Source organism: Mesorhizobium huakuii (genome assembly GCF_030160235.1).
In the GTDB taxonomy this organism is placed as follows: Bacteria; Pseudomonadota; Alphaproteobacteria; order Rhizobiales; family Rhizobiaceae; genus Mesorhizobium; species Mesorhizobium huakuii.
Genome location: NZ_BSNY01000060.1, coordinates 1 through 22,762, shown reverse-complemented (window position 1 = coordinate 22,762; position 22,762 = coordinate 1). Strand labels below are relative to the sequence as shown.

The window sequence follows — 22,762 nt, the reverse complement described above, 5'->3', positions numbered from 1 at the left end:
CCGCAGCGGCGCCGCCTGCCCGCCCGCGCCCGGCTGCGCCGCCACCGGCCCCCGCCCCTGCACCGAAACCGGTTGCGCAACCCTATCAATCGGCCAACGTCACGCCGCTGCCAGCCTACGGCTCCGCTAACGCCAATGCCGCCAGGCACGCGCCACCGCCACCGCCAAGGCAGGAGAGCATCGACGACGAGCTGATGAAGGACCTGGAGGTTTCGCTTGACCAGCCGCGCTCCGGCGGCCCTATTGGCAAACCGGTGGCCAAGGCGCCGCAATCGCTCGACGATGAAATGACCAGGCTTCTGGGCGAGCTTTCAAGCCAGAAGAGATGATTGGTGCCTGAGGCGCCCCGCGATCTGGTCGAGGTTTGCTTTCGCTTGCTGCAACGGGTTTGTGATGCAACCAACAAAAATGGCCGGAAACCCGGCCATTTTTTACGATAACTTCACCGAAACTGCCTTGAGAAGCAGTCCAGAAGCAATGCGTCAGTCGTCGCGATAGACTTTTTCACGGCGCTCATGCCGTTCCTGCGCTTCGATCGACAAGGTGGCTATCGGACGGGCGTCGAGCCGCTTCAGCGCGATCGGCTCGCCGGTCTCCTCGCAATAGCCGTAAGTGCCTTCGTCGATGCGCTGCAGCGCCGAATCGATCTTTGCGATGAGTTTGCGCTGACGGTCGCGTGCCCTGAGCTCGATGGCGCGGTCTGTTTCAGAAGAGGCGCGGTCGGCGAGGTCCGGGTGGTTGGCGTTTTCCTGCTGCAGGATTTCGAGAGTTTCGCGCGCTTCGCGCAATATGTCATTTTTCCAGGTGACGAGCTTCAGGCGGAAGTAGGATTTCTGCCGCTCGTTCATGAACGGCTCGTCTTCGGAGGGTACGTAATCGGCGGTAACGATGTCGTTCATTCGACTCACCCAAACTGCCCCAAATTTGGCGCTTATATATTCGCCGCCCGACGCCTGCACAAGCGCAATCAGCCACAGACTCACGCAATTGTTAAAGTGCCCCGGCGGCACCCGTTGCAGCGAGATGTCGCTGATTCGATGAAGAAAGTGCCGCTGATTCTTTGCGCGGAAGAACAAGGGGCCATTGTGCGCGGCGCCTTTCTTGTGGCTAATCGTGCCGCGGCTTCGGCATCATCGGAGGTTTGGTGAGCAGGCTCTATCTGTTGCGGCACGCCAAGGCAGGCTGGGCGCTGCCCGGCATGCGCGATTTCGATCGACCGCTTGACGCATCCGGCCGCGCCGATGCCGAGGCGATGGGCGCTGCCATGCGCTCCCGTGGCTACGTCCCCGACCTGACATTGTGCTCCAACGCCCGGCGAGCCAGGGAAACGCTCGAAGGGCTGGCCGGCCAGACCGACACCGGCAAGGTGCTGTTTTTCGACACGCTCTACAGCGAAGACGCGGCCGGCTATCTCCACCTCATCCGGGAACATGGCGGGGCGGGGTCACTGCTGGTCATAGGCCACAATCCGATGACGGAGGATCTTGCCATGGCCGTGTCAGGCGATGGCGATGAGACCGCGCGGGCCATGCTCAACCATGGGTTCCCGACCTCGGGCCTGGCGGTCGTACGTTTCCTCGACGACCTGACGAAGGCGGCCCAGGAAACGGGCTATCTCGAAGCGTTCCTGACACCGGCCGATCTCTAAACCTCTGTTTTGGCGCGATTTCCAAGGGAAAGCGCTATGCGCTTTTCCCGGAAAACCGATCCGCACTTTTCCTGGAATTGCTTCGGCATCGATTTCCGGCGCCATTTCAAAGCCGGGTTCCAACGCCTATATCGGACGGACCCAAGCCCGAGAGATCACATTTTGGCATCATCGCTGACCACCTTCACCGACGAGGCAAGAATTGCCCTCGATACGCTGTCGGGACGCGCCACCGGGCTTTTTTCTCCGTCACTGCGGCTGGGTGTTACGGGCCTTTCGCGCGCCGGCAAGACGGTGTTCATCTCCGCGCTGGTCCATAATCTGGTCCATGGCGGCCGCCTGCCGCTGTTCGAGGCCCAGAAATCCGGGCGTATCGCGCGCGCCTTCCTGGAAGAGCAGCCTGACGACGCCGTGCCGCGCTTCCAGTACGAGGATCATATCGCCGCACTGGTCAACGACCGTGTCTGGCCCGATTCCACCCGCGCCATTTCGGAACTGCGGCTGACCATCGAATACGAATCGGCCTCCGGCTGGAGCCGTATGTTCTCTTCAGGCAAATTGTCGGTCGACATCGTCGATTATCCCGGCGAATGGCTGCTTGACCTGCCGCTGCTCGGCAAATCCTTCGTCGATTTTTCACATGAGGCCATGGAGATGGCCACTTTGCCGGTGCGCGAGGATCTTTCGCGGGCCTGGCGGGCGATCTCGGCGGAAATCGACCCGAACGGCGACGCCGACGAGATGACGGCCCGCCGCCTCGCGGAAAGCTTCGCCGCCTATCTCAAGGCCTGCAAGCTCGACGAGCGCGCACTTTCGACGCTGCCGCCCGGCCGTTTCCTGATGCCTGGCGACCTCGAAGGCTCGCCCGCGCTGACCTTCGCGCCGCTGGCCGGCCTCGACAGGCGTCCGCGCCCGGGATCGCTGCACGCCATGATGGAGAGGCGCTACGAGGCCTACAAGACGCATGTCGTGAAACCGTTCTTCCGAGAACACATCACGCGCCTGGACCGCCAGATCGTGCTGATCGACGCCATGCAGGCGCTGAACGCCGGCCAAGGCGCCATGGCCGACCTCGAGCGTGCGGTGACCGAGATCCTCAGCTGTTTCCGACCCGGCCGGGGCAGCTTCCTGACCGACCTCTTTTCACGACGCATCGATCGCATCCTGGTCGCAGCGACCAAGGCCGATCACCTGCACCACGAAAGCCATGACCGATTGCAGGCGATCGTGCGGCGACTGGCCGACCGTGCCGTGGCAAGGGCGAACTTTACCGGCGCCGACGTCGACGTGGTCGCCATGGCGGCGGTGCGCGCGACCCGCGAAGGCACGGTCAAGCAAGGCCGCGAGACGTTGCCTGTCATCATCGGCACGCCGATCGCCGGCGAGAGGATCAACGGCGAAACGTTCGATGGAAAGACCGAAACTGCCATATTTCCCGGTGACTTACCGGAGAAGATTGATGCGGTGTTCGACGTCTCCGGGCCTGATCACAGGCAGGATTCAACGGACCCGGCAATCCGCTTTGTCCGATTCCGCCCGCCTAAACTCGAACGCACGGCCGAAGGCGTCACGCTGTCTTTGCCGCATATCAGGCTCGACCGCGCCCTGCAGTTCCTGATCGGAGACCATCTGGCATGACCGCGCCCCGCAAGCCGGCGGCCTTCCGCATCGAGCCGGAAGCCGCGCCAACGCAAGACACGCCAAAGGCGCGCCAGGCCGAGCTCTCGCGCAAGCCTCGTGTGATGAAGGCCGATGTCGCGCTGGTCATACCGGCCGAGGTCGACGTCTTCGACGAACCCGACATCGTGGCCGCCGAACCGCCGCCGGCGGTCGCTCCCAGGAGACGCTCGTTGTTCGGCAGCATCTTCTTCGGCGCGATCAGCGTGCTGGTTTCGCTGGCTGTCGGCCTGTGGACCGACCAGCTGATCCGCGATCTCTTCGCCCGCGCCGAATGGCTGGGCTGGCTGGCCGCCGGCATGGCGGCGATCGCCGTATTGGCGCTCGTGGTGATCCTGATTCGCGAATTCCTGGCGATCGCCCGCCTTGCCGAAGTCGAAAAACTGCAAAAACGCGCGCTCGATGCCATCGCGCGCGACGACCCCAAGGCCGCACGATCGGTGGTCGACGAGCTTTCGGCTTTCGTAGCGGCCAAGCCCGAGACCGCGGCCGGCCGGCGCGCCCTGGCCGAACTGCGTGGCGAAATCATCGACGGCGGCAATCTGGTGCGCCTGGCTGAAGCGGAAATCCTCGGTCCCCTCGATGCCAGGGCCAAGGTGATGATTCTCGAAGCCGCCAAACGCGTCTCGCTGGTGACGGCGGTCAGCCCACGCGCGCTCGTCGATGTCGCCTACGTTGTATTCGAGGCCGGACGCCTGATTCGCCGTCTCTCGGAACTCTATGGCGGACGCCCGGGAACGCTGGGGTTCTTCCGCCTGGCGCGCAGCGTGCTGGCCCATCTGGCGGTCACCGGCTCGATCGCCGTTGGCGACAGCTTCGTCCAGCAGATCGTCGGCCACGGCCTGGCGGCACGACTTTCGGCCAAGCTTGGCGAGGGCGTCGTCAACGGCATGATGACGGCGCGGATCGGCATCGCGGCGATGGAAACCGCGCGCCCCCTGCCCTTCAGCGCCGCCAAACGCCCGGGACTGGGCGATTTCCTCTCGGCATTGACATCGTTTGCCGCCAAGAAGGACACCGAAACCACAGGCTCCGGCAAATAGCGCCCTGTTCTTTCTGGCGATGGGCGCATTGCCGTTTCGAGGCCCCGCGGTGACGAAGCATTAACCAATCTTCTTCATGGTCGAACCGGTTCCAAACAGCCTCTTTGTTGCCGGGTGTCGTCGATGAAAAGCGTTATTCTGTCCAGCGTCCTGCCCCTGGCCGTTGCGATCACAGCAGTCGTCGGTCTCGCCTCGGAGGCTTCCGCTGCAGAGCCGGACAAGCAGTTCTTCCAGTCGGCCGAAGGCAAATGGGTCGGCCCGGGCGAAATCGTCGCCGGCAAGTACAAGGGCACGAAATTCAACTGCAGCTTCACCGGCTCCACGCCGGACGGCACAATGGGCATGACGCTGGATGGCGGCTGCCGGGTCGGCATGTTCACCCAGCCGATGTCGGCCAAGATCGAGCGCAAGGGCCGCGACTACAAGGGCTCCTTCATGGGTGGCTCGGCCGGTGCAGGCCTCGACATCATCGGCGGCAACGTCGTCGATGCCCGCAAGGTGGTCTTCACCATCAACCGCAATCAGCTGCGTGGCGTCATGCAGGCCCGCATTCCCGACGACAATTCGATGACCGTGACGGTTGCCGTACGCGTCCAGGACCAGTTGGTGCCGGTCATCGGCATGAGCCTGAAGCGCGTCGATGCCGTGGAAGTCGGCTCCATCGCGCCAAACTGAGCGCATTATCGCGCCTGCCTGCTATCCCCAAAAAGCAAAGAGGCGGCAGCCCATCGCCACCGCCTCCTTGAACCAGTCGAATCAGGCGCTTAGCCCTTGATGGCAGCCGTCACCTCGTCATACGCCTTGCAGGCGTCGGCGAGTGTCGTGGTGCCCTGGTACTTGGTTGTCACTGCCTGGACCTTGGCGGTCAGGTCAGCCGCCTTGGACGGATCCTTGGTGATCGCTTCCTGCAGCGCGGCGGCCATATCCTGCGCCTTCTTGGTCGCGATCTCGGCCGTGCATTCCGGCGCCTTCGAGCAGGCCGAACCGGCAAGCACCGCCAGGCCGACGGCAACAAGCAAAAACTTCTTCATGTCAGTCATCTCCTCAAAAGGGCGCGACTTGATCGTCGCTCACCCTCCAATGGCCGAAGCCGAGCGTCCTTAGCCTTCGATTGTGGCAACAAGCAACGCGCGCATGCCGTAAACTTGTGTAACGCGTCTGCAATATTGCAGGGGCCGGATTCGGGCTACCGTGGGAGCGGCGGCAAAGTTCAGCTGCGCGGCTGTAGCAGCGCCAAGACGGCTGTCGATGCTGCAAGAATAGCAGTCACGGTCAAAGGCGCTGTAGGGCCATAGGTGTCCACGACATAGCCGCCGACAACCGCGCCGATGGTGATGGCGACCTGAAAAGAGGCGACCATCAGGCTGCCCGCTGCTTCCAGTGCGTCCGGCGCCGCGCGAGACAAATTTGTCGGCAGCACCACCGGCGCCATGCCGAAGGCGAAGCCCCACAGCGTAGCGAAGCCAAAGGCGACGCCAATGTGCACGCCCCAAAGCACCAATGCCAGCGCCGCGAAGGCCATCAATGCGGCGGTAGCCACGAGAGCCACCCGGATATTGGCGTCGGCCATGCGGCCGCCGGCAATATTACCGATCACCGCGGCGATGCCAAATCCGAGCAACGCCAGGGCAATTGGCCCGGTTCCGAGGAGCGTCACATGTTCGAGAAAGGGGCGCACATAGACCGAGCCGGCAAAATGCCCCGTCATCAACAAAAGGATAGCAAGCATACCAAGTTGAATGCCACGCCGCCGTGTCAGCCGAAGGACGTCTGCAAGACTATTGCTTGCCGTTGCAGGCAAAGACGGCAGGCTAAGCAACTGCAGCAACATGGCAAGCAAGGCCAATCCCGCTGTCATGGCCATGGCGCTGCGCCAACCCAGCCAGTCGCTGATCAACGCGCCCATCGACGGTGCGGCAATGGTTGCGAGCGAGACGCCGAGGGTGACGATAGCCATGCCCCGCCCAGTCGCATTGGCGCCAACCAGCCTCGCCACTACGGCGACCGAAAGTGCCCAGAAAGCGCTGAGAGCGATTCCCAGCCCGGCCCGGCCTAGCAACAACAGCCAGAAATTGGGCGCCAGCGCCGCAAGAATATTGGAAGCGACCGCCAGGGCCATGAGGCCAACCAGCACCGTCTTGCGGTTCAGTCGGCCGATGAGAACATTGCTCAACATGGCCGTTACGGCGCCGACAGAAGCTGTGGCGGTGACGACCTGTCCGGCCGTTCCTTCGCTGATGCCGAGATCGCGCGCCATTGGCGTCAGCAGACCTGCCGGCAGGAATTCGGCCGACACCAAGGCAAAGCTGGTGGCGGCCAATGAAATGACCGCGAACCAGGTGGTTGCGCTCCACGCGGCCGGCCCAGCGGCATCAACGTCTACCGCCGCGTCTTCAAGTTGTAATGTTGTGTCAGTCACGGAAAGATCTCCAAAGTTTGGAGATCTTCATAAACGAGTCCTGTCGGATGATATGTATCTCAAAATCCGAAATCCATGTCTATTCGTCCGGGAATTGTGCGGCGCACAACGCCCGGCGAGACATTGGTGATGCGCTTGAAGGCGCGAGCGAAGGATGCCTCGGAATCATAGCCCAGGCGGGTGGCGACCTCGGCCACCGACAAGCCGTTTTGTCCCAACAACTCGCGGGCAAGCTGCATGCGCAGACGGGCGAGATAGCGTGCCGCGCCCTCTCCCAACACAGCGCTGAAGCGCTCGGCGAAAATCGAGCGCGATTGGCCTGCCAGGCTGGCAAGGCTTTCGAGCGTCCAGTTATGGCCGGGGTCTCTGTGCATGGCTGCCAGAACGCGGCCAATATGGGGGTCGCGGATGGCGGCGAGCCAACCGGTGGTCGAAGCCCCAGTGCAATTGACCCAGCAGCGAATGAGCCGGGCTGTCAGCAAGTCCGCCATACGCGACAAGATGGTGGCGCTGCCCATCTGCGGTTGCGCGGCCTCCGCGGTCATGGCCGCCAGCAAAGGACCAACGACCGGGTCATTGCCGGCCACGTCGCACCCCTTGATGATAGGTGGCATTAGCGTGATCAACGGGTTTAACGCACAGGCGCCCAAGGCCATTGAGCCGCAGAAAAGGGTGCTTGTCGCGCCCTTGCCTTCCCGGACGACTTCGCAGACGTTGCTCCCCACCTTGGTCACCCGGCAATCATCGAGCGAGCCGCCTGCAACGTCCGGCGCGCTGGCCAGCCGATGGGCGATGCCTTGCGGCAGCAGCACCAGGTCGCCATCGCGCAACTCCTGCCATCCCTGCGCCTCGGTGTGGATCCAGCATGGCCCCAGACCGACAAAGTGAAAACGAAGCAGCGATTGTTGCGGAAATTCTATGCTCCAAGGATGTCGGAGTTCGCAGCGGCCATAGTTGACGCCACTCAAGCGAAAGTCTTGTAGGACTTCGCTGAGCGCATCCATCGGAATATGTGGCGGCGGAGACGGCCGGGACGAATGGTCAGTCATCCTACCGATGTAGATACTAATCGTCCGGCGGGCAAGCGAGAACCGTTGTTCCACCAGGGGAAAAGCTTCAACGTCACCTACCCGTCCTGGCAGGCTCCTCGCCCTTGCCTCCCGCTCCAACTGCATGCAAGGAGTGCTGTCGGACACAGGGACAAGAGGCATGGCAGCGGAAACGTCAGGCAGCGATCTCATTCAGGTGGTGGCGCTGCTTGCCGCGGGCGTCGTCGCCGTCCCCATCTTCAAACGCATGGGCCTCGGCTCGATCCTTGGCTATCTGGCGGCCGGCGTGGTGATCGGCCCGTTTGGTCTTCGCATCTTTTCCGAATCGGGCGCCATCCTCCACGTCGCCGAACTCGGCGTCGTCATGTTCCTGTTCATCATCGGGCTGGAAATGCAGCCGTCGCGGCTTTGGGGCCTGCGCCGCGAAATCTTCGGGCTCGGCGCGCTGCAGGTCGGCGTCTGCGCGGTCCTGTTAACCGGTGTGGGAATGGCCGGCGGTTTTCCGGTCTCGCAATCCTTCGTCGCTGGAGCCGGCTTCGTGCTGACCTCGACGGCGATCGTCATGCAGCTTCTCGAGGAACGCGGCGAAATCGCTTCGCCGAAAGGCCAGCGCATCGTCTCCATCCTGCTGCTGGAGGATCTGGCCATCGTGCCGCTGCTGGCCCTGATCGCGTTCCTGGCGCCGGGCGGCGCCGACACCAGCCTGTCGGAGCGGCTGACCGAGGTCGGCATCGGCCTTGCCGCGATCGTCGGACTGGTGCTGGCGGGGCGCTATCTGCTCAACCCCTTCTTCCGCATCCTGGCGGACGCCCGTGCCCGCGAGGTGATGACGGCTGCGGCACTGCTGGTCGTGCTTGGATCGGCGCTCGCCATGCAGCTCAGCGGCCTGTCGATGGCGATGGGCGCATTCCTGGCCGGCGTGCTTTTGTCCGAATCGACCTTTCGCCATCAGCTGGAAGCCGACATCGAGCCGTTCCGTGGCATCTTGCTCGGTCTGTTCTTCCTGGCGGTCGGCATGTCGCTCGACCTGCATGTGGTGGCCGCGAACTGGAGGCTGATCGCCATCTATGTCGTCGCCTACATGGTCATGAAGGCGCTTGGCATCTACATCGTCGCCCGCATCCTCAAGACCGGCCATCGCGAAGCGTTAGAACGCGCGGTCTTCATGGCGCAAGGCGGCGAATTCGCCTTCGTCCTCTACTCCGCCGCCGCCGCCGTCGGCATTATCGACAACCAGGCCAACGCGACGCTGACGGCGATCGTCATCATTTCCATGGTGCTGACGCCGCTGGCGATCATCGCCTTGCGCTATGTCACGCCGCGCGACGAGCAGTCGCTCGACGGGGTCGATGTCGCCGACGGCCTGACCGGCAGCGTGCTGATCATCGGTTTCGGCCGCTTCGGCCAGATCGCCAGCCAGCCGCTGCTGCTGCGCGGCATCGATGTGTCGATCATCGACAATGATGTCGAGATGATCCAGGCGGCCGCCGATTTCGGCTTCAAGGTCTATTATGGCGACGGCACACGGCTGGATATCCTGCACGCGGCCGGCGCGGGCCGGGCGCGCGCCGTGCTGATCTGCGTCGACAAGGCCGATGCGGCCGTTCGCATCGCCCAGTTGATCAAGGCCGAATTTCCGCTCCTCACCGTGCTTGCCCGGGCTTTCGACCGCGGCACGGCGCTGCAGCTCATTCGCGCCGGCGTCGACTATCAGCTGCGCGAGACCTTCGAATCGGCACTGGTTTTCGGCGGCTCTGCCCTGGAATCGCTTGGCGTTGATCCCGAAGACGTGGCTGAAACGATCGAGGACGTCAGGCGGCGCGACACCGACCGTTTCGAAACCCAGCTCGCCGAAGGAATTCGCGCCGGCCAGCGCTTCCTGCGGGGCAATATCGGCACGCCGATTCCGACACCGCTCTCCACGCCGCGCCGCCCCGGTCAGGCCCTCAACGAGGAGACGGCCGGCGTTCTGCACAAATCCGAAACAGCCGATTGAACCGAGGAATCAGGCATGGAATTGGACAGCAGAGCCCTGTCGGTCACCAAATTCTGGCGCGACGCCGGCGAGGATGCATGGTTTGAGAAGAACGACGCCTTCGATACCGATTTCCGCGACCGCTTTCTCGACCTGCACTATGCCGCGGCGCGGCGTGAATGCGACGCCTGGTCGGACCATGCGGAAGGTTCGCTGGCGCTGATGATCCTGCTCGACCAGTTTCCGCGCAATTGCTTCCGCGGCACCGGCCACATGTATGCCACCGACCCGCTGGCGAAGCATTTCGCTGAAAAAGCGGTCGCTGCCGGGCATGACCTGGCGCTGGAACCGGAAGTCCGCGTGTTCCTGTATCTGCCGTTCGAACACGCGGAAAATCTGGCCGACCAGGACATTTCGGTCGAACTGCACACCGCCAGGGCCGAGTTCAACCTGAAATACGCGCTGGAACATCGCGACATCATCCAGCGCTTCGGCAGGTTTCCGCACCGCAACAAGATGCTCGGCCGCGAGACGACACCGCAGGAGCAGGCGTTTCTCGACGAAGGCGGATTCTCCGGCTGATCATTACGCCAGCCACCAATCCCGGCCGGACGGCAACCGCTCGATTCCGGCGGCGTCGACAGCGCCGAGCCGTTCCGACACGCTTCGCCCGCCGACGGCAAGAGCCGGCGCGATCTCGGCCAGCGGCGCCAGCACGAAAGCGCGTTCCAGCATGCGCGGATGCGGGACTTCCAGACCGGTCTCATGGATGACGCGGTCACCGAACACCAGAATGTCGATATCGATCAGGCGCGGCCCCCAGCGCTCCTCGCGCACCCGCTTCAGCTTCCGCTCGGCATCGAGGCAGAGGTCGAGCAGCGCCCGCGGCGAGAGACGGGTCGACAGTTCGGCGGCGGCGTTGAGGAAATCCGGCTGGTCGAGCTTGCCCCAGGGCGGCGTGCGGTAGAGCGAGGAGACGGCGGTGACGCGCGTGTCCGCATCGGCGTCGAGAATGCGCAGCGCCGCCGCCATCGACGCCGCCGGATCGCCCAGATTGCCGCCGAGGCTGAGGTAAATGGTGTTACTCGGGCCAGACAACGGTCACCTCGACATAATCGAGCACGCCAGGCACCGGCGCATTCGGCTTGCGCACTGTGATTTCGGCCCTCCTGATCTGCGGAAACCGCTCCGTCAGCGCCTTTGCCACTTCCATGGCCAGGGCCTCGATCAGGAAGCGCCGCTCGCCGGTGATGATCTTCTCGATCACCGCGAAGGCAATGCCGTAATTGACGGTTTCCTCGATGGCGTCGTCGACAAGCGCGCGCCCGGGTTCGACCGACAGCACCGCGTCGACATAGAAACGCTGGCCGAGCGCCTCCTCCTCGTCGAGCACGCCATGCCGTGCAAAGAAGGCGCAGTTCTTCAGGCGGATGACATACATGGCTCAGCGTCCCGATCTAGAGCGTACTTTGTGCGTCCACTTGGACGCACAAAGTACGCTCTAACACTTTTGAATCTACGCATCGTGCTTTCCGAAAATCGATTCCGATTTTCGGGCCGATGTGGCGTTTTCAAGCGCCAGCATAGCATCCGCCATGGCCAGCGCGTCCACGTTGATTGCGACATCGTGGACGCGAAACAGATGCGCGCCCTTGAGCCTGAGAATAACGCTGGTCGCCGCCGTTCCGGCAGCCCGGTCTGCCGCATCGCGGCCGGTGACGGTGCCGATGAAGCGTTTTCGCGAGGTGCCCGCCATCAGTGGAAAGCCAAGCGCATGAAGCTCGGAAAACCGCGCCATCAGGTCGAGATTTTCCTCAGCCGTCTCCTTGGCGAAGCCGAAACCGGGATCAAGCACGATACGATCGTCCGCAATGCCGTTGCGATGGGCGATCTCCAGCGATTTTTCCAGGAACGCAAACTGGTCGGCGATCACGTCGGGCAGCTTCTTTCGATCCCGCCCGGTATGCATGATGATAAGCCCGGCTCCGGTTTCGGCAGCGACCCGCGCAATGTCGGGCTCGCGCTGCAGCCCCCAGACATCGTTGACGATATGCGCGCCGGCCGCCACGGCCAGCCGCGCGGTGTCCGCACGATAGGTGTCGACCGAAATCAGCACGTCACCGGAGCGCGCCAGCGCCTCGATCACCGGCAGGACGCGCGCCTGTTCCTCGCTTGCCGAGATGGCGGCGGCACCAGGCCGGGTCGATTCTCCGCCGACGTCGATGATCCCTGCTCCTTCCTCGATCATCCGGCGCGCCTGGGCCAGCGCCGCTCCGGGCGCATCGAACAGGCCGCCGTCGGAAAAGCTGTCAGGGGTGACGTTGAGGATGCCGACGACCACCGCCTTGCCGCCAAGGTCGAGATGACGTCCATGCGCCAGCTGCCATCGCCTCGCCGTCATTGTTCATCAACCATGGGGCTCATCAACCAGGGGCACATCAACGATGTGTGATCCGCAAAGGATCAATTCCGTTGCGCCGGCAACGGCCGTAAAGCAAGGTGGGTAAAGAGGCAATATGATGAAACGATCCCTGCTTTGCGCACTGCTGCTTGCCGTCACCGCCGTTCCGGCGGGCGCGGCCAATCTTGTCAAGACATACAGCTATTTTTCCATTGGCGGCAGCACGCTCGAAGACATCGAGAAGCAGCTCTCCAAACATGGGCCGCAGGTCAAAAGCACGGGCTCGCGCCACCCTGGCGCCACCCAGATGGCCTTCACCACCCGTATCAGCTACGCCAGGCAGGCTGGCTCCTGCCGGATCGCCGACGCCGCCGTGACAGTCAAGGTCAAGGTCATCCTTCCGGAATGGCGCCGCCCGCGCAAGGCGGATCCCGACGTGAAGCTGTTCTGGGACACGCTGTCGGCCGACATCAAGCGCCATGAAGAACGCCATGTCGAGATCGCCAAGAACTATGGCCGCGAGCTGGAAAACGCGCTGAAGGCGACCTATCCGCGAGCGGATTGCGGTACGGCCAAGGCCAAGGCGGCCGAGATCACCGCCGCCATTCTCGCCAGGCACGACCGCGCCCAGGTGCAGTTCGATCGCGTCGAGAGCGTCAATTTCGAAAGCCGTATCCTGCGGCTCATGCGCTATCGCATCCAGCGCATCGAGAGCGGCCAGCTGCCGCCGCCGGCCTGAATTTCGTCGGCGCACTCAATGGCGCCGATGCAAGCCAACCGGGCCGAAGCATAGTGCCAGCGTCGGAAAAATTTCGAACGGCAGTCGAAATCGGCCTAAACGGAACGACATATCACGGGTTGGCAAAGCACAACCCTCAAGGCACGAGCACCACGACCGATCGCGCGGCGAACGCACGAGGCAAGCCCAATCGTCGACCCGGATCGCGCAAAGCATATGGACAAGACCATGGACCAGGCTGTCGACAAGCAGACCATGGCGGCTGCCGCCACGCCGCTGACCGAAAGCGAGAAAAACGCCATCATCGGCGGCGTTCTCCTGTCCATGCTGCTGGCAGCGCTTGACCAGACCATCATCGCACCCGCCATGCCGACCATCGCGCGAGCGCTCGGCCACGCCGAGTATCTGCCCTGGATGGTCACCGGCTATCTCCTGACCGCCACCGCCGTGGCACCGCTCTACGGCAAGATCTCCGACGTTTATGGCCGCCGCCCGACCGTTTACGCGGCGATCCTCATCTTCCTCGCCGGATCGCTAGTCAGCGCCATGGCCCCCAACATGTTCGTGCTGGTGATAGGGCGCGCGATCCAGGGTGCCGGCGGCGGCGGCCTGTTTGCGCTGGCGCAAACCGTGATCGGCGACCTCGTGCCGCCGCGCGAGCGCGCGCGCTACGCGGCCTGGATCTCGGGCACCTGGGCCGTCGCCAGCATCGCCGGGCCACTGCTGGGCGGCACCTTCGCAGAGCATTTGCACTGGTCGCTGATCTTCTGGATCAACATTCCGCTTGGGCTCCTGGCCATGGCGATCATCAACAAGCCGCTGAAGAAGCTGCCGATCGCGGCCAAACATCACCGCATCGACGGGGCGGGCGCCGTGCTTCTGGTTGTCGCCACGGCACTTTTGCTTCTGGCCCTCAACTGGGGCGGCAGCACCTATCCGTGGTTTTCGCCTGAAATCCTCGGTCTGGTGGCTGGTTCGGCCGTGTTCTGGACCCTGTTCGCGCTGAGGCTGCTGAGGGCCGCCGAACCGTTGATCTCGCTTGAAGTGCTGGGCAACCCGATCGTGCTCGCCGGGGCGCTGTCGATGTTCCTGCTGCAGGCGGCCAATATCGGCGCCTCGGTCTACCTGCCGGTCTATCTGCAAACCGTCATCGGGCTTTCCGTCAGCGAATCGGGAATGGCCATGCTCGGCCTTCTGCTCGGCACGGTCGCCGGCGCCGCCTCCAGCGGCCGCCTGATCCCCCGCTTCGTGCACTACAAGCGCATCGCCATGATCGGCATCGCTTTGGCCATTGTCAGCATCGGCGTGCTCAGTGCCATTGCCGGACACGCCTCGCTGCTCGAGGTCGAGATCCTGACCACCCTGATCGGCCTGGGCAGCGGAACGACATTCCCGGTCGCGACCGTCTCTATCCAGAACGCCGTCGATCGAACCCATCTCGGGGTTGCGACCGGCGTGCTGACCTTCCTGCGCACGCTGGGCGGCGCGCTGGGCGTCGCCTTGCTCGGCGCGGTCGCGCTCGGCTATGGCCTGCCGCTCTCCGCCGAGGGCTCGCAGACGCACATCCAGCTGACATCGGCGTTGCCGTTCGTGATGATCTTCATCACCGCCGGCATCACCCTGGTGCTGGCGCTTGTCGCGATGATGCTCATGCCGGAAAAGGCGCTGCGTGGCCGCGACGAGGCGGCCGCGCCCGTTGTCGCGGAATAGAAGCGCTCTTTACTCCACCACGCCGAGCTTCTTCTGCAGGCTTGTCGACGAGGTCGTGTACTGGAACACGATCCGTTCACCGGGGCTGATGATGCGCTTGGCCGCCTGCGCCATCAGCGCGACTTCATGGAAGCCCGACAGGATCAGCTTCAGCTTGCCAGGATACCAGTTGATGTCGCCGACCGCGAAAATGCCGGGCACCGAGGTCTGGAACTTCTCGGTGTCGACCGGGATCAGGTTCTCGTGGAGATTGAGCCCCCATTCCGCGATCGGACCGAGCTTCATCGTCAGGCCGAAGAAGGGCAGCATGCGTGTGCATGGCACTTCGATATCGCCTTCCGGACCGCCCTTGATGGTGGCCGATGACAGCTGGCCGTCGGCGCCGGTCAGCCCGGTCACCTGGCCGACCTTGAATGCCAGCTGCTTCATCTCCTGCATGGCATACATCTTGTTGACGCTGTCGGGCGCCGCGCGGAACTCGGGGCGCCGATGAACAAGCGTCACGCTTTTTGCCACCGGTTGCAGATTGAGCGTCCAGTCGAGCGCCGAGTCGCCGCCGCCGACGATGACAAGGTCGTGGCCGCGAAAATCCTCCATCCGGCGCACCGAATAGAAGACGCTCTTGCCCTCATAGGGCTCGATGCCCGGGATCGGCGGGCGTTTGGGCTGGAACGAGCCGCCGCCGGCGGCGATCACCACCACCTTGGCTTCGAACACCTCGTTCTCGTCGGTGGTGACGCGAAAGCTGCCGTCCTCCAGCTTTTCGAGGCTGGAGACCATGCGGTTGTAGGTGAAGTCAGGCTTGAACGGATGGATCTGCTCGAGCAGCTTGTCGACCAGCCCTTGCGCCGAAATCGAGGGCCAGCCGGGAATGTCGTAGATCGGCTTTTCCGGATAGAGCTCCGCGCATTGGCCGCCGGGTTTGTCGAGGATATCGATCAGGTGGCATTTCATGTCGAACAGGCCGAGCTCGAACACGGCGAAAAGACCGACAGGCCCTGCCCCGACAATGAGAACGTCCGTGCTGATGATCCCGGTCATGCGCCCTGCCTCGTTGCTGGATTGGCGTGAGACTGCATGACCGCTGGCCCGCTGCCAAGCGCCAGCGGGAAAAATCGGCTTTTCAGCCCTGGCGCTCCGGCACCCGCACCACCAGGCCGTCGAGCGCGTCGCGCACCTTGATCTGGCAGGACAGCCGCGAGTTCGGCTGGACGTCGTAGGCGAAGTCCAGCATGTCTTCTTCCATCGCTTCCGGCTCGCCGACTTCCGCCGTCCAGGCCTCGTCGACATAGACATGGCAGGTGGCACACGCGCAAGCGCCACCGCACTCCGCCTCGATCCCCGGCACAGCGTTGCGGATGGCGTTTTCCATGACCGTCGAGCCGTTTTCGGCGTCCACGTCGAATTGTGTGCCGTCATGGGCGATGAAGGTCAGCTTGGTCATTTGTCACCTGAAGGGAGTTTCGCCCGAGATAATCACTCCGGCAGACAAGTCAACTGCCGCGCGAAAGCGCCGCTCCGTGACGTATTTCCACAAACCGGGTCAGCGATTGATGGCGGCGATGAAATCGCGCACTTCGTCGATTAGTTTGCCGAGCCGCTTGAGGGTCTGGCCGTCTTCCGGTCGCCGCTCGATCTCTGTGGCACAATCGGCAATGGCAAAGGCGCCGACGCCGCGAGCAGACCCCTTCAATCCATGCGCCAGCAGAAGCCGATCCTTGAGGTCGGCATCGACTATTTTGTCGCGTACCGACAGCGCCTGCTGTACAAACAGCGCCAGCACCTCTTGCTCGAGGGCGCGGTCGCCCATCGTCTGCCGGGCCAGGTGTGCCAAATCGACCGGTCGGGACTGCCTGGTTCCCGAGACGTCGCCTCCGGGCATTGAGAAGGCAATGCCGCTTTCGCCACGCATGAACTCGAACTCCGTTTCTTCGGCCGCCTGAAAAGCTAGGCGAATCCAATGGACAACGGGTTAATGAGTGACCCGGAAAAATGTTGCGAAAACGGCGCCCGGATCACGGTTCCGTTAACCTTATATTTAAAGTTTTACGTATCCGGCGGAATGCATGTTTTCTTTACCCCCCTGTGTCATTACGATACGAGGGTCCATTTTCAGCCTCCTGCGCGGGGGTACGATAACGACAATTATAAGCCCGCGGCAGCTAGTACAGGGTAGCGAAGGCATGGCAAAGAAACCAACGACGACGACGAGAAATCTCGACAGCGACGTGGCCAGGGAACTGGAAAAAGCGCTCGATCTCGACCTCAGCGGCGATATCGGCAGCGGCGATCTCGACATCGCGGCTTCGATGGAAGATCTGGAAGCGCAGATATCCCAGGCCGCCGACGAGCTGGCACGCGAGGGACGCAACCAGAAGCCGGCACCCGCCGCCAATCAAGCAGCCCCCATTGCCAATCAGGCCGCGAATTCCGCGCCGAAGGCCAAGCCCGCCGAACTGCGCCCCGTGGAGACACGCAGTGGCAATGGCACGCAGCCCTCGGGCTTTGCGCCGGCCAATGACGATCGCCAGAAGGATTACAAGACCCTCCTGCACAGCTTGAACAGGCGCGCGTCCAACACCGTCTACTGGATCGTTGCCTTTGTCTCGCTCGCCTGGATCGCGGGCGCCGGCGGGCTCGCCAACCTGCTGTTCGGACCGAGCATCTGGAGGATCCGCACGCTCGACCAGTTCCTCGCCCGTCCCGAGCTGATTGGCCTCGCCGTCGCGGCGATCGTGCCGATCATTCTGTTCTGGGCCTTCGCGGCCATGATTCGCCGCGCCCAGGACATGCGCATCGCCGCCCAGTCGATGACGGAAGTGGCCTTCCGCCTGACCGAGCCGGAAAACATGGCACAGGATCGCGTCATGATGATCGGCCAGGCCGTTCGCCGCGAGGTGGCGGCCATGGGCGAAGGCATCGAACGCACGCTGGCCCGCGCCGTGGAGCTGGAAACGCTGGTCCACAGCGAAGTCAACCAGATCGAGCGCTCCTATTCGGAAAACGAAACCCGCATCCGTTCGCTCGTCGACGGGCTCGGCAGCGAGCGCGAGGCGGTCGTCACCCATGCCGAGCGCGTCCGCGCCTCGATCGCTGGTGCGCATGAGACGCTCAGGGATGAGATCGGTGCCGCCAGCGACATCATCCGCGACTCGATCCTCAATGCCTCGACCAAGCTGTCGATGACGATCACCAATTCCGGCGACACGCTCATCGACCGCATCAATGAAAGCTCGATGTCGATCTTCGATTCAGTCGAAGGCCGGCTCGACACCATCACCGACAGGCTGTCGACCTCCGGCGAGGCCTTCGCCAGCCTGCTCGACACGCGCATTGCCAAGCTGACGGATACGACGGACGGACTGACGCGGTCGCTGACCGATCTGCTCGACGATCGCACGACCGGCATGGTTTCGCTGCTCGGCGGCGCCGCGCGCACCCTCAATTCGGAATTCGAAGCCAGCCTCAACGGCATCGAGCGCACGCTGGCCGAACGCGGCCAGGCCCTGATCAGCGAATTCCAGACCCGCGCCGAAGCGCTCGACACCGGCACGCAGAAGCTCAACGCCGCGCTCGAGGCCCGTGCCCGCCAGATCAACGAGACGCTGGTCGAGCGCGCCCGCGAAATCGCCCACACCTTCGCCGAGAGCAAGGACACGCTGGCCGCGATGATCGATCAGGGCAAGACGCAGATCGGCGCCGACATGGCCGACATCGTCACCTCGACATCGAGCATGCTGGAGGCCCGCGCCAGCGACTTTGCCGGTCGCATGGAAGCGGCGCGTCATGTCGTCTCGCGCTCCTTCGACAGCGATATCCAGCGGCTTGCCGACGCCCGCCTCGGCATCGAGGAAGCCGTCGAAAACCACAGCCGCAAGCTGTCCGAAAGCCGCGAGCGCATGGCGGCCGCCATGCACGCAGACCTGGAGAAATTCGCCGAAGGCCGCGCCGGCATCGACGCCGCGGTGACCAGCCAGGTGCAGAAGCTGGCCGAAGGCCGCAGCCTGATCGCGCGCGCCCTCGAAGAGGATCTGCGCAAGGTCAACGAATCGCGTGCGGCCATCGACGCGTCGCTCGGCAGCCATCTCGAAAGGCTGGAAGAAGGCCGCAACCGGCTTGCGCTGGCTCTCAACGAAGACTCTGGAAAACTCGTGCAAGCCCGTACGATCATTGATGAAATGGTCGCCGGCCATGTTGGAAAACTCGCCGAGGGCCGCAACATCCTGTCGCGCGCCCTGGAAGCCGACCTCGGCAAACTGTCCGACAGCCGCGCCAGCATTGACGGGCTGGTCGCCGGTCAGGTCGAGAAGATCGCCGAGGGCCGCGCGGTGCTCGCCAAGGCCCTGGAAACCGATATAGCCGGCATCAAGGCCCTGATCGAGGCGCATTCGGCAAAGCTGGTGGAAGACCGCAGCCAACTCGGCCGTTCGCTCGAGACGGACCTCTCGGGCATCAGGGGCTTGCTTGACGATCATTCGGTCAAGCTCGCCAACGACCGCAGCCTGCTGTCGCAGACGCTCGAAGCCGACCTTGCCAAGCTGGCCGAAAGCCGCTCGAGCATCGACGGCCTCGTCGCCGGTCAGGTCGAGAAGCTGGCCGAAGGCCGCGACATCCTCAAGCGCGCGCTGGAATCGGACCTCAACACCATCAAGGGTGTCATATCGAGCCAGTCGGAAAAGCTGGCGGAGGATCGCGGGCAGCTTTCGCGGGTCCTTGAAGCCGACCTGCAGAATGTCAACAGCGTCATCGCCGACCACATGAACAGGCTCGTTCAGGATCGTTCGACCTTGTCGAAGGCTCTTGAGGACGACCTCGCCAAGCTGGCCGACAGCCGCTCCAGCATCGACGGGCTGGTCGCTGGTCAGGTCGAGAAGCTGGCCGAGGGCCGCGACATTCTCAAGCGCGCGCTCGAAGCCGACCTCAATACCATCAGGAGCACCGTTGCCGACCAGTCGCAGAAGCTGGTCGACGACCGCGCCCAGTTCGCCAGGGCGCTGGAAGCCGATCTCGAAAGCGTCAACAGCCTCGTCAACAGCCATGGCGAAAAGCTGGCGCAGGATCGCTCGACGCTGTCCAGGGCGCTGGAAGACGATCTTGCCAAGCTCGCCGAGAGCCGGTCGAGCATCGACGGGCTGGTTTCCGGCCAGGTCGAGAAGCTCGCCGAGGGCCGAGATATCCTCAAGAGGGCTTTGGAAACCGACCTCAACACAATCAAAGGCGCAGTCGCCGACCAGTCGCAGAAGCTTGTCGATGACCGCGCACAGTTCGCGCGAGCCCTCGAGGCCGACCTCGAAAGCGTCAGCGGCCTGGTCAGCAGCCACGCCGACAGGCTTGTCCAGGAGCGCTCGACCCTGTCCAGGGCGCTCGAGGACGATCTTGCCAAGCTCGCCGAAAGCCGCTCCAGCATCGACGGCCTGGTCGCCGGCCAGGTGGAGAAACTGGCCGAAGGCCGCGACGTTCTCAAACGCGCCCTCGAAGCCGATCTCGCCAAGCTGGCCGAGAGCCGTTCGAGCATCGACGGTCTGGTCGCCGGCCAGGTGGAGAAGCTCGCCGAAGGTCGCGATATTCTCAAGCGCGCCCTCGAGGCCGACCTGCAGAAGCTGAGCGAAAGCCGTGGCGATATCGACGGCGTCATCGCCGGTCATGTCGGCAAGCTGGCCGAAGGCCGCAACATGCTGAGCCGCGCGCTGGAAGACGATCTCGGCAAGCTCGCCGAGACCCGCAAGGAAGTCGACCGCTCGCTGGCCGGCCACATCGACCAGATCGCCGCCAGGAGCACCGACATTTCGGCCGCGATCGCCGCCGACGTGGAGAAGATCGAGCAGGCGTTCAGCCGTCAGACAGGCATCATCGAGGAACGCGCAGGAACCATGGAGCGCGCGCTCTCGACCGGCGTCGACAATGTCCGCAGCGTGCTCGAAAAGAGCGCGGTCTTCGTCGCCGGCGCCTTGCGCGAAAAGGTCCTGGAAGTCACCAGCACCCTGCATGAGCAGGCCGGTGCGGCCTTCAGCGACGCCGACCGCAAGATCGCTGAGCGCGCCGAACAGACCTCCGCCGCGCTTTTGGCACGAGCCGAAGACATCGCCCGCACCTTCGAGGAAGCCGATCGTCGCCTCCACGCCCGTGCCGAAGATACGTCCAACGCCTTGCTGGCCCGTGCGGACGACACCTCCAGTTCGCTGCTGGCGCGTGCCCACGAAACCGCCGATCAGCTGGCCGCCCGCGCCGGCGAGATCGCCGGCACCTTCGAGCTCGCGGACCAGAAGCTCGCCGCCCGCGCCCAGGAAACCGCCGATCAGCTGGCTGCCCGGGCTCAGGATACCGCGGATCATCTGGCGGCCCGTGCAAGCGAGATTGCCGGCACGTTCGACGCGGCCGACCAGAAACTGGTCGCCCGCGCCATCGAGACGGCGCAGTCGCTGGCCGCCCGCGCCGGCGACATCCTGCGCAACTTCGAAAGCGCCGACCAGCGGCTCGGCATGCGCATCGGCGAATCCGCCGAGGCGCTGGCCGCCCGCGCGTCGGACCTTGGCCGCATCTTCGATGCCGCCGACCAGCAACTGGTCTCGCGCATCGCCGAAGGTTCGGACGCGCTGTCCAACCGCGCGTCCGAAATCGGCCGCATCTTCGACGAGGCCGACCAGCGTCTGGTCTCGCGCATCGCCGACAGCTCTTCGACGATCGGCGAGCATGCGCAGACCATCGTCGGGGCTTTCGCCAGCACCGAGCAGAGGGTCGCCGACCGTGCGCGCCAGACCGGCCAGGAACTGGCCGTGCACGCCCGCGAAATCGAGCAGGCACTTGCCGGCGCGGACGAGCGTCTTGCGTCGAGCGCGGCGGCCGCGGCCGCCCGCGTCGAGGAGCAGATCGCCAGCGTCGAGAACCGCCTCGCCTACACCACCGAAACAATGGGCCAGAGGCTCAACGAGCAGGTGTCGAGCGCCGAGGCGCAACTCGTCTCGCGCGCCAATGTGATCGCCGAGACCTTCACCGCTGTTGGCCAGCATATCGGCCAGAGCACCAACGATGCCGCCAAGACGATCGGCGCCAACACCCGCGAACTCAACACCATGCTCGCGGCCCGGTCGGCCGAGATGTCGAAGATCCTCGACGAAACCGCGCGCCCTTTGGTCGAGCGCTTCGCCCAGGGCGGTTCGGAACTGCAAAAGAGCATGGAAGAGGTCACCGAGCGCGCCACCGAGAAGCTGCGCAGCGAAAATGCTGCCCTGGTCAACGCACTCGCCAGCCGCACCGCCGAGACCTTGTCGGCGGTCGAAGGCGCCCGCTCGTCGCTGTCCGACAGCGTTGCCGATCTCATCGGCCGCATGACCACATCCAGCTCGCAGCTCGGCCAGCTGATCGAGCAGGCCGCGGTCAATCTCGGCCAGGTCGACGAACGCCTGACCGGCAGCACGCAGAGCTTCGCGGCCACAACCGAAAAGGCGGCGCAGACCTTCGCCAGCTCGGCGCGTCTGGTCGATTCGAACACCACAAGGCTGACGGAACTGTCATCGTCGACCTTGCGCGAAGTGGCCTCGATCGCCACCAAGTTCGATGAACATAGCCGCCTGCTGGCCAGCGCCTCGGACCTGTTGAGCTCGGCCCAGAGCAACCTCGAGCACACGCTGGAAAGGCAGTCGTCGCTCGAAGACCTCGCCGTCGGCCTGGTCAAGAAGTCGGAGGATCTCGAAAGGGTCATGCGCTCGTTCGAAAACCTCGTCGGCCAGACGCTGCAGAACGCCGAAGGCAAGACGATGGAATCGGCCGACAAGATCCGCAACGCCATCACCGACGTGGTCGATTCGGCGACCAAGCGCTTCGCCGACGCGACCGAGGAGATGCGGCGCACCGCGGGTTCGATCAAGAGCGAACTCGACCTCACCCGCGCCGAGCTCAAGAAAGGCGTCATCGAGATGCCGGAAGAGGCAAAGGAATCGACCTCTGCCATCCGCCGCGCCGTTTCCGAGCAGATCAACGCCCTGAAGGAGCTTTCGGACATCGTCGCGAAGTCCGGCCGCGGCGGCGGCGACGCCTCGGAGCCACGCAATCTGCGCCCGGCGCCGCAAGCGCCGGCGGCACGTCCCGCCGAGCCGCCGCGCCG

At 64.0% G+C, this 22,762-nt stretch carries 19 protein-coding genes and 1 pseudogene; 10 read left to right on the top strand and 10 right to left on the bottom strand.

Annotated elements, in window-relative coordinates; genetic code table 11:
* A pseudogene (locus QQK95_RS31070) lies at positions 1-329 on the top strand (hypothetical protein); the annotation flags it as partial.
* A 153-nt stretch (positions 330-482) separates the two neighbouring features.
* Here QQK95_RS31070 and dksA read toward each other — a convergent pair.
* Entirely contained in the window at positions 483-899 is a 417-nt protein-coding gene (gene dksA / locus QQK95_RS31065; RefSeq protein ID WP_010909647.1) for an RNA polymerase-binding protein DksA, read from the bottom strand.
* A gap of 245 nt (positions 900-1,144) precedes the next feature.
* Here dksA and QQK95_RS31060 point away from each other — a divergent pair, with 245 nt between their 5' ends.
* The 4 genes from QQK95_RS31060 (at position 1,145) to QQK95_RS31045 (ending at position 5,043) form a co-directional block, all read left to right on the top strand.
* Positions 1,145-1,648, top strand: coding sequence for a SixA phosphatase family protein (locus QQK95_RS31060; protein ID WP_284278304.1), 504 nt, complete (start codon positions 1,145-1,147; stop codon positions 1,646-1,648).
* A gap of 162 nt (positions 1,649-1,810) precedes the next feature.
* On the top strand, positions 1,811-3,286 hold the full coding sequence (locus tag QQK95_RS31055; RefSeq protein WP_284278303.1) for a YcjX family GTP-binding protein: 1,476 nt from the start codon (positions 1,811-1,813) through the stop codon (positions 3,284-3,286).
* Positions 3,283-4,368 carry a YcjF family protein gene (locus QQK95_RS31050; protein WP_284278302.1) on the top strand — a complete coding sequence of 362 codons (1,086 nt, stop codon included), beginning with the start codon at positions 3,283-3,285 and terminating at the stop codon, positions 4,366-4,368. Before QQK95_RS31055 ends, QQK95_RS31050 begins: the two co-directional genes overlap by 4 nt.
* 123 nt (positions 4,369-4,491) lie before the next feature.
* A complete protein-coding gene (locus QQK95_RS31045; protein ID WP_284278301.1) occupies positions 4,492-5,043 on the top strand; it encodes a hypothetical protein in 552 nt (183 codons plus the stop codon).
* Between the two features lie 89 nt (positions 5,044-5,132).
* On the opposite strand, the gene QQK95_RS31040 is transcribed toward QQK95_RS31045, so the two are convergent.
* The 3 genes from QQK95_RS31040 to QQK95_RS31030 all read right to left on the bottom strand — a co-directional run bounded on the left by QQK95_RS31040 (position 5,133) and on the right by QQK95_RS31030 (position 7,836).
* Entirely contained in the window at positions 5,133-5,399 is a 267-nt protein-coding gene (locus tag QQK95_RS31040) for a hypothetical protein (RefSeq protein WP_019858327.1), read from the bottom strand.
* Between the two features lie 179 nt (positions 5,400-5,578).
* Positions 5,579-6,787 carry an MFS transporter gene (locus tag QQK95_RS31035; RefSeq protein WP_284278299.1) on the bottom strand — a complete coding sequence of 403 codons (1,209 nt, stop codon included), beginning with the start codon at positions 6,785-6,787 and terminating at the stop codon, positions 5,579-5,581.
* Positions 6,788-6,846: 59 nt separating this feature from the next.
* Positions 6,847-7,836: an AraC family transcriptional regulator gene (locus QQK95_RS31030; protein WP_284278305.1), complete on the bottom strand. Its 990-nt coding sequence runs from the start codon at positions 7,834-7,836 to the stop codon at positions 6,847-6,849.
* A gap of 160 nt (positions 7,837-7,996) precedes the next feature.
* Here QQK95_RS31030 and QQK95_RS31025 point away from each other — a divergent pair, with 160 nt between their 5' ends.
* Positions 7,997-9,832 (top strand): monovalent cation:proton antiporter-2 (CPA2) family protein, encoded by a 1,836-nt coding sequence (locus QQK95_RS31025; RefSeq protein WP_284278297.1) that lies wholly within the window; start codon positions 7,997-7,999, stop codon positions 9,830-9,832.
* A 15-nt stretch (positions 9,833-9,847) separates the two neighbouring features.
* Positions 9,848-10,393 (top strand): DUF924 family protein, encoded by a 546-nt coding sequence (locus QQK95_RS31020; protein WP_284278296.1) that lies wholly within the window; start codon positions 9,848-9,850, stop codon positions 10,391-10,393.
* Positions 10,394-10,396: 3 nt separating this feature from the next.
* Here QQK95_RS31020 and folK read toward each other — a convergent pair whose 3' ends face one another.
* The 3 genes from folK to folP form a co-directional block, all read right to left on the bottom strand.
* Positions 10,397-10,909 carry a 2-amino-4-hydroxy-6-hydroxymethyldihydropteridine diphosphokinase gene (gene folK, locus QQK95_RS31015; RefSeq protein WP_284278294.1) on the bottom strand — a complete coding sequence of 171 codons (513 nt, stop codon included), beginning with the start codon at positions 10,907-10,909 and terminating at the stop codon, positions 10,397-10,399.
* Complete coding sequence (folB, locus tag QQK95_RS31010; RefSeq protein ID WP_284278293.1) at positions 10,893-11,252, bottom strand: dihydroneopterin aldolase; 360 nt, start codon at positions 11,250-11,252, stop codon at positions 10,893-10,895. The genes folK and folB overlap by 17 nt, the downstream gene beginning before the upstream one ends.
* Before the next feature lie 75 nt (positions 11,253-11,327).
* Positions 11,328-12,212, bottom strand: a complete 885-nt coding sequence (folP, locus tag QQK95_RS31005) for a dihydropteroate synthase (RefSeq protein WP_284278291.1) — start codon at positions 12,210-12,212, stop codon at positions 11,328-11,330.
* A gap of 115 nt (positions 12,213-12,327) precedes the next feature.
* On the opposite strand from folP, the gene QQK95_RS31000 reads away from it, so the two are divergent.
* Positions 12,328-12,951, top strand: a complete 624-nt coding sequence (locus QQK95_RS31000; RefSeq protein ID WP_284278289.1) for a DUF922 domain-containing Zn-dependent protease — start codon at positions 12,328-12,330, stop codon at positions 12,949-12,951.
* 228 nt (positions 12,952-13,179) lie between these two features.
* A complete protein-coding gene (locus QQK95_RS30995) occupies positions 13,180-14,661 on the top strand; it encodes an MDR family MFS transporter (RefSeq protein ID WP_409371721.1) in 1,482 nt (493 codons plus the stop codon).
* A gap of 9 nt (positions 14,662-14,670) precedes the next feature.
* On the opposite strand, the gene QQK95_RS30990 is transcribed toward QQK95_RS30995, so the two are convergent.
* The 3 genes from QQK95_RS30990 to QQK95_RS30980 form a co-directional block, all read right to left on the bottom strand.
* The gene (locus tag QQK95_RS30990) at positions 14,671-15,702 is read right to left on the bottom strand and encodes an NAD(P)/FAD-dependent oxidoreductase (RefSeq protein WP_284278284.1); all 1,032 of its coding nucleotides are present in this window, start codon (positions 15,700-15,702) and stop codon (positions 14,671-14,673) included.
* 82 nt (positions 15,703-15,784) lie between these two features.
* Positions 15,785-16,105 carry a 2Fe-2S iron-sulfur cluster-binding protein gene (locus QQK95_RS30985; protein ID WP_010909663.1) on the bottom strand — a complete coding sequence of 107 codons (321 nt, stop codon included), beginning with the start codon at positions 16,103-16,105 and terminating at the stop codon, positions 15,785-15,787.
* Positions 16,106-16,204: 99 nt separating this feature from the next.
* Positions 16,205-16,573: an Hpt domain-containing protein gene (locus QQK95_RS30980; RefSeq protein ID WP_096446444.1), complete on the bottom strand. Its 369-nt coding sequence runs from the start codon at positions 16,571-16,573 to the stop codon at positions 16,205-16,207.
* 271 nt (positions 16,574-16,844) lie between these two features.
* Between QQK95_RS30980 and QQK95_RS30975 the strand changes: the two genes are divergently transcribed.
* On the top strand, positions 16,845-22,762 hold a 5,918-nt coding region (locus QQK95_RS30975; RefSeq protein WP_284278283.1), incomplete at its 3' end, for a kinesin.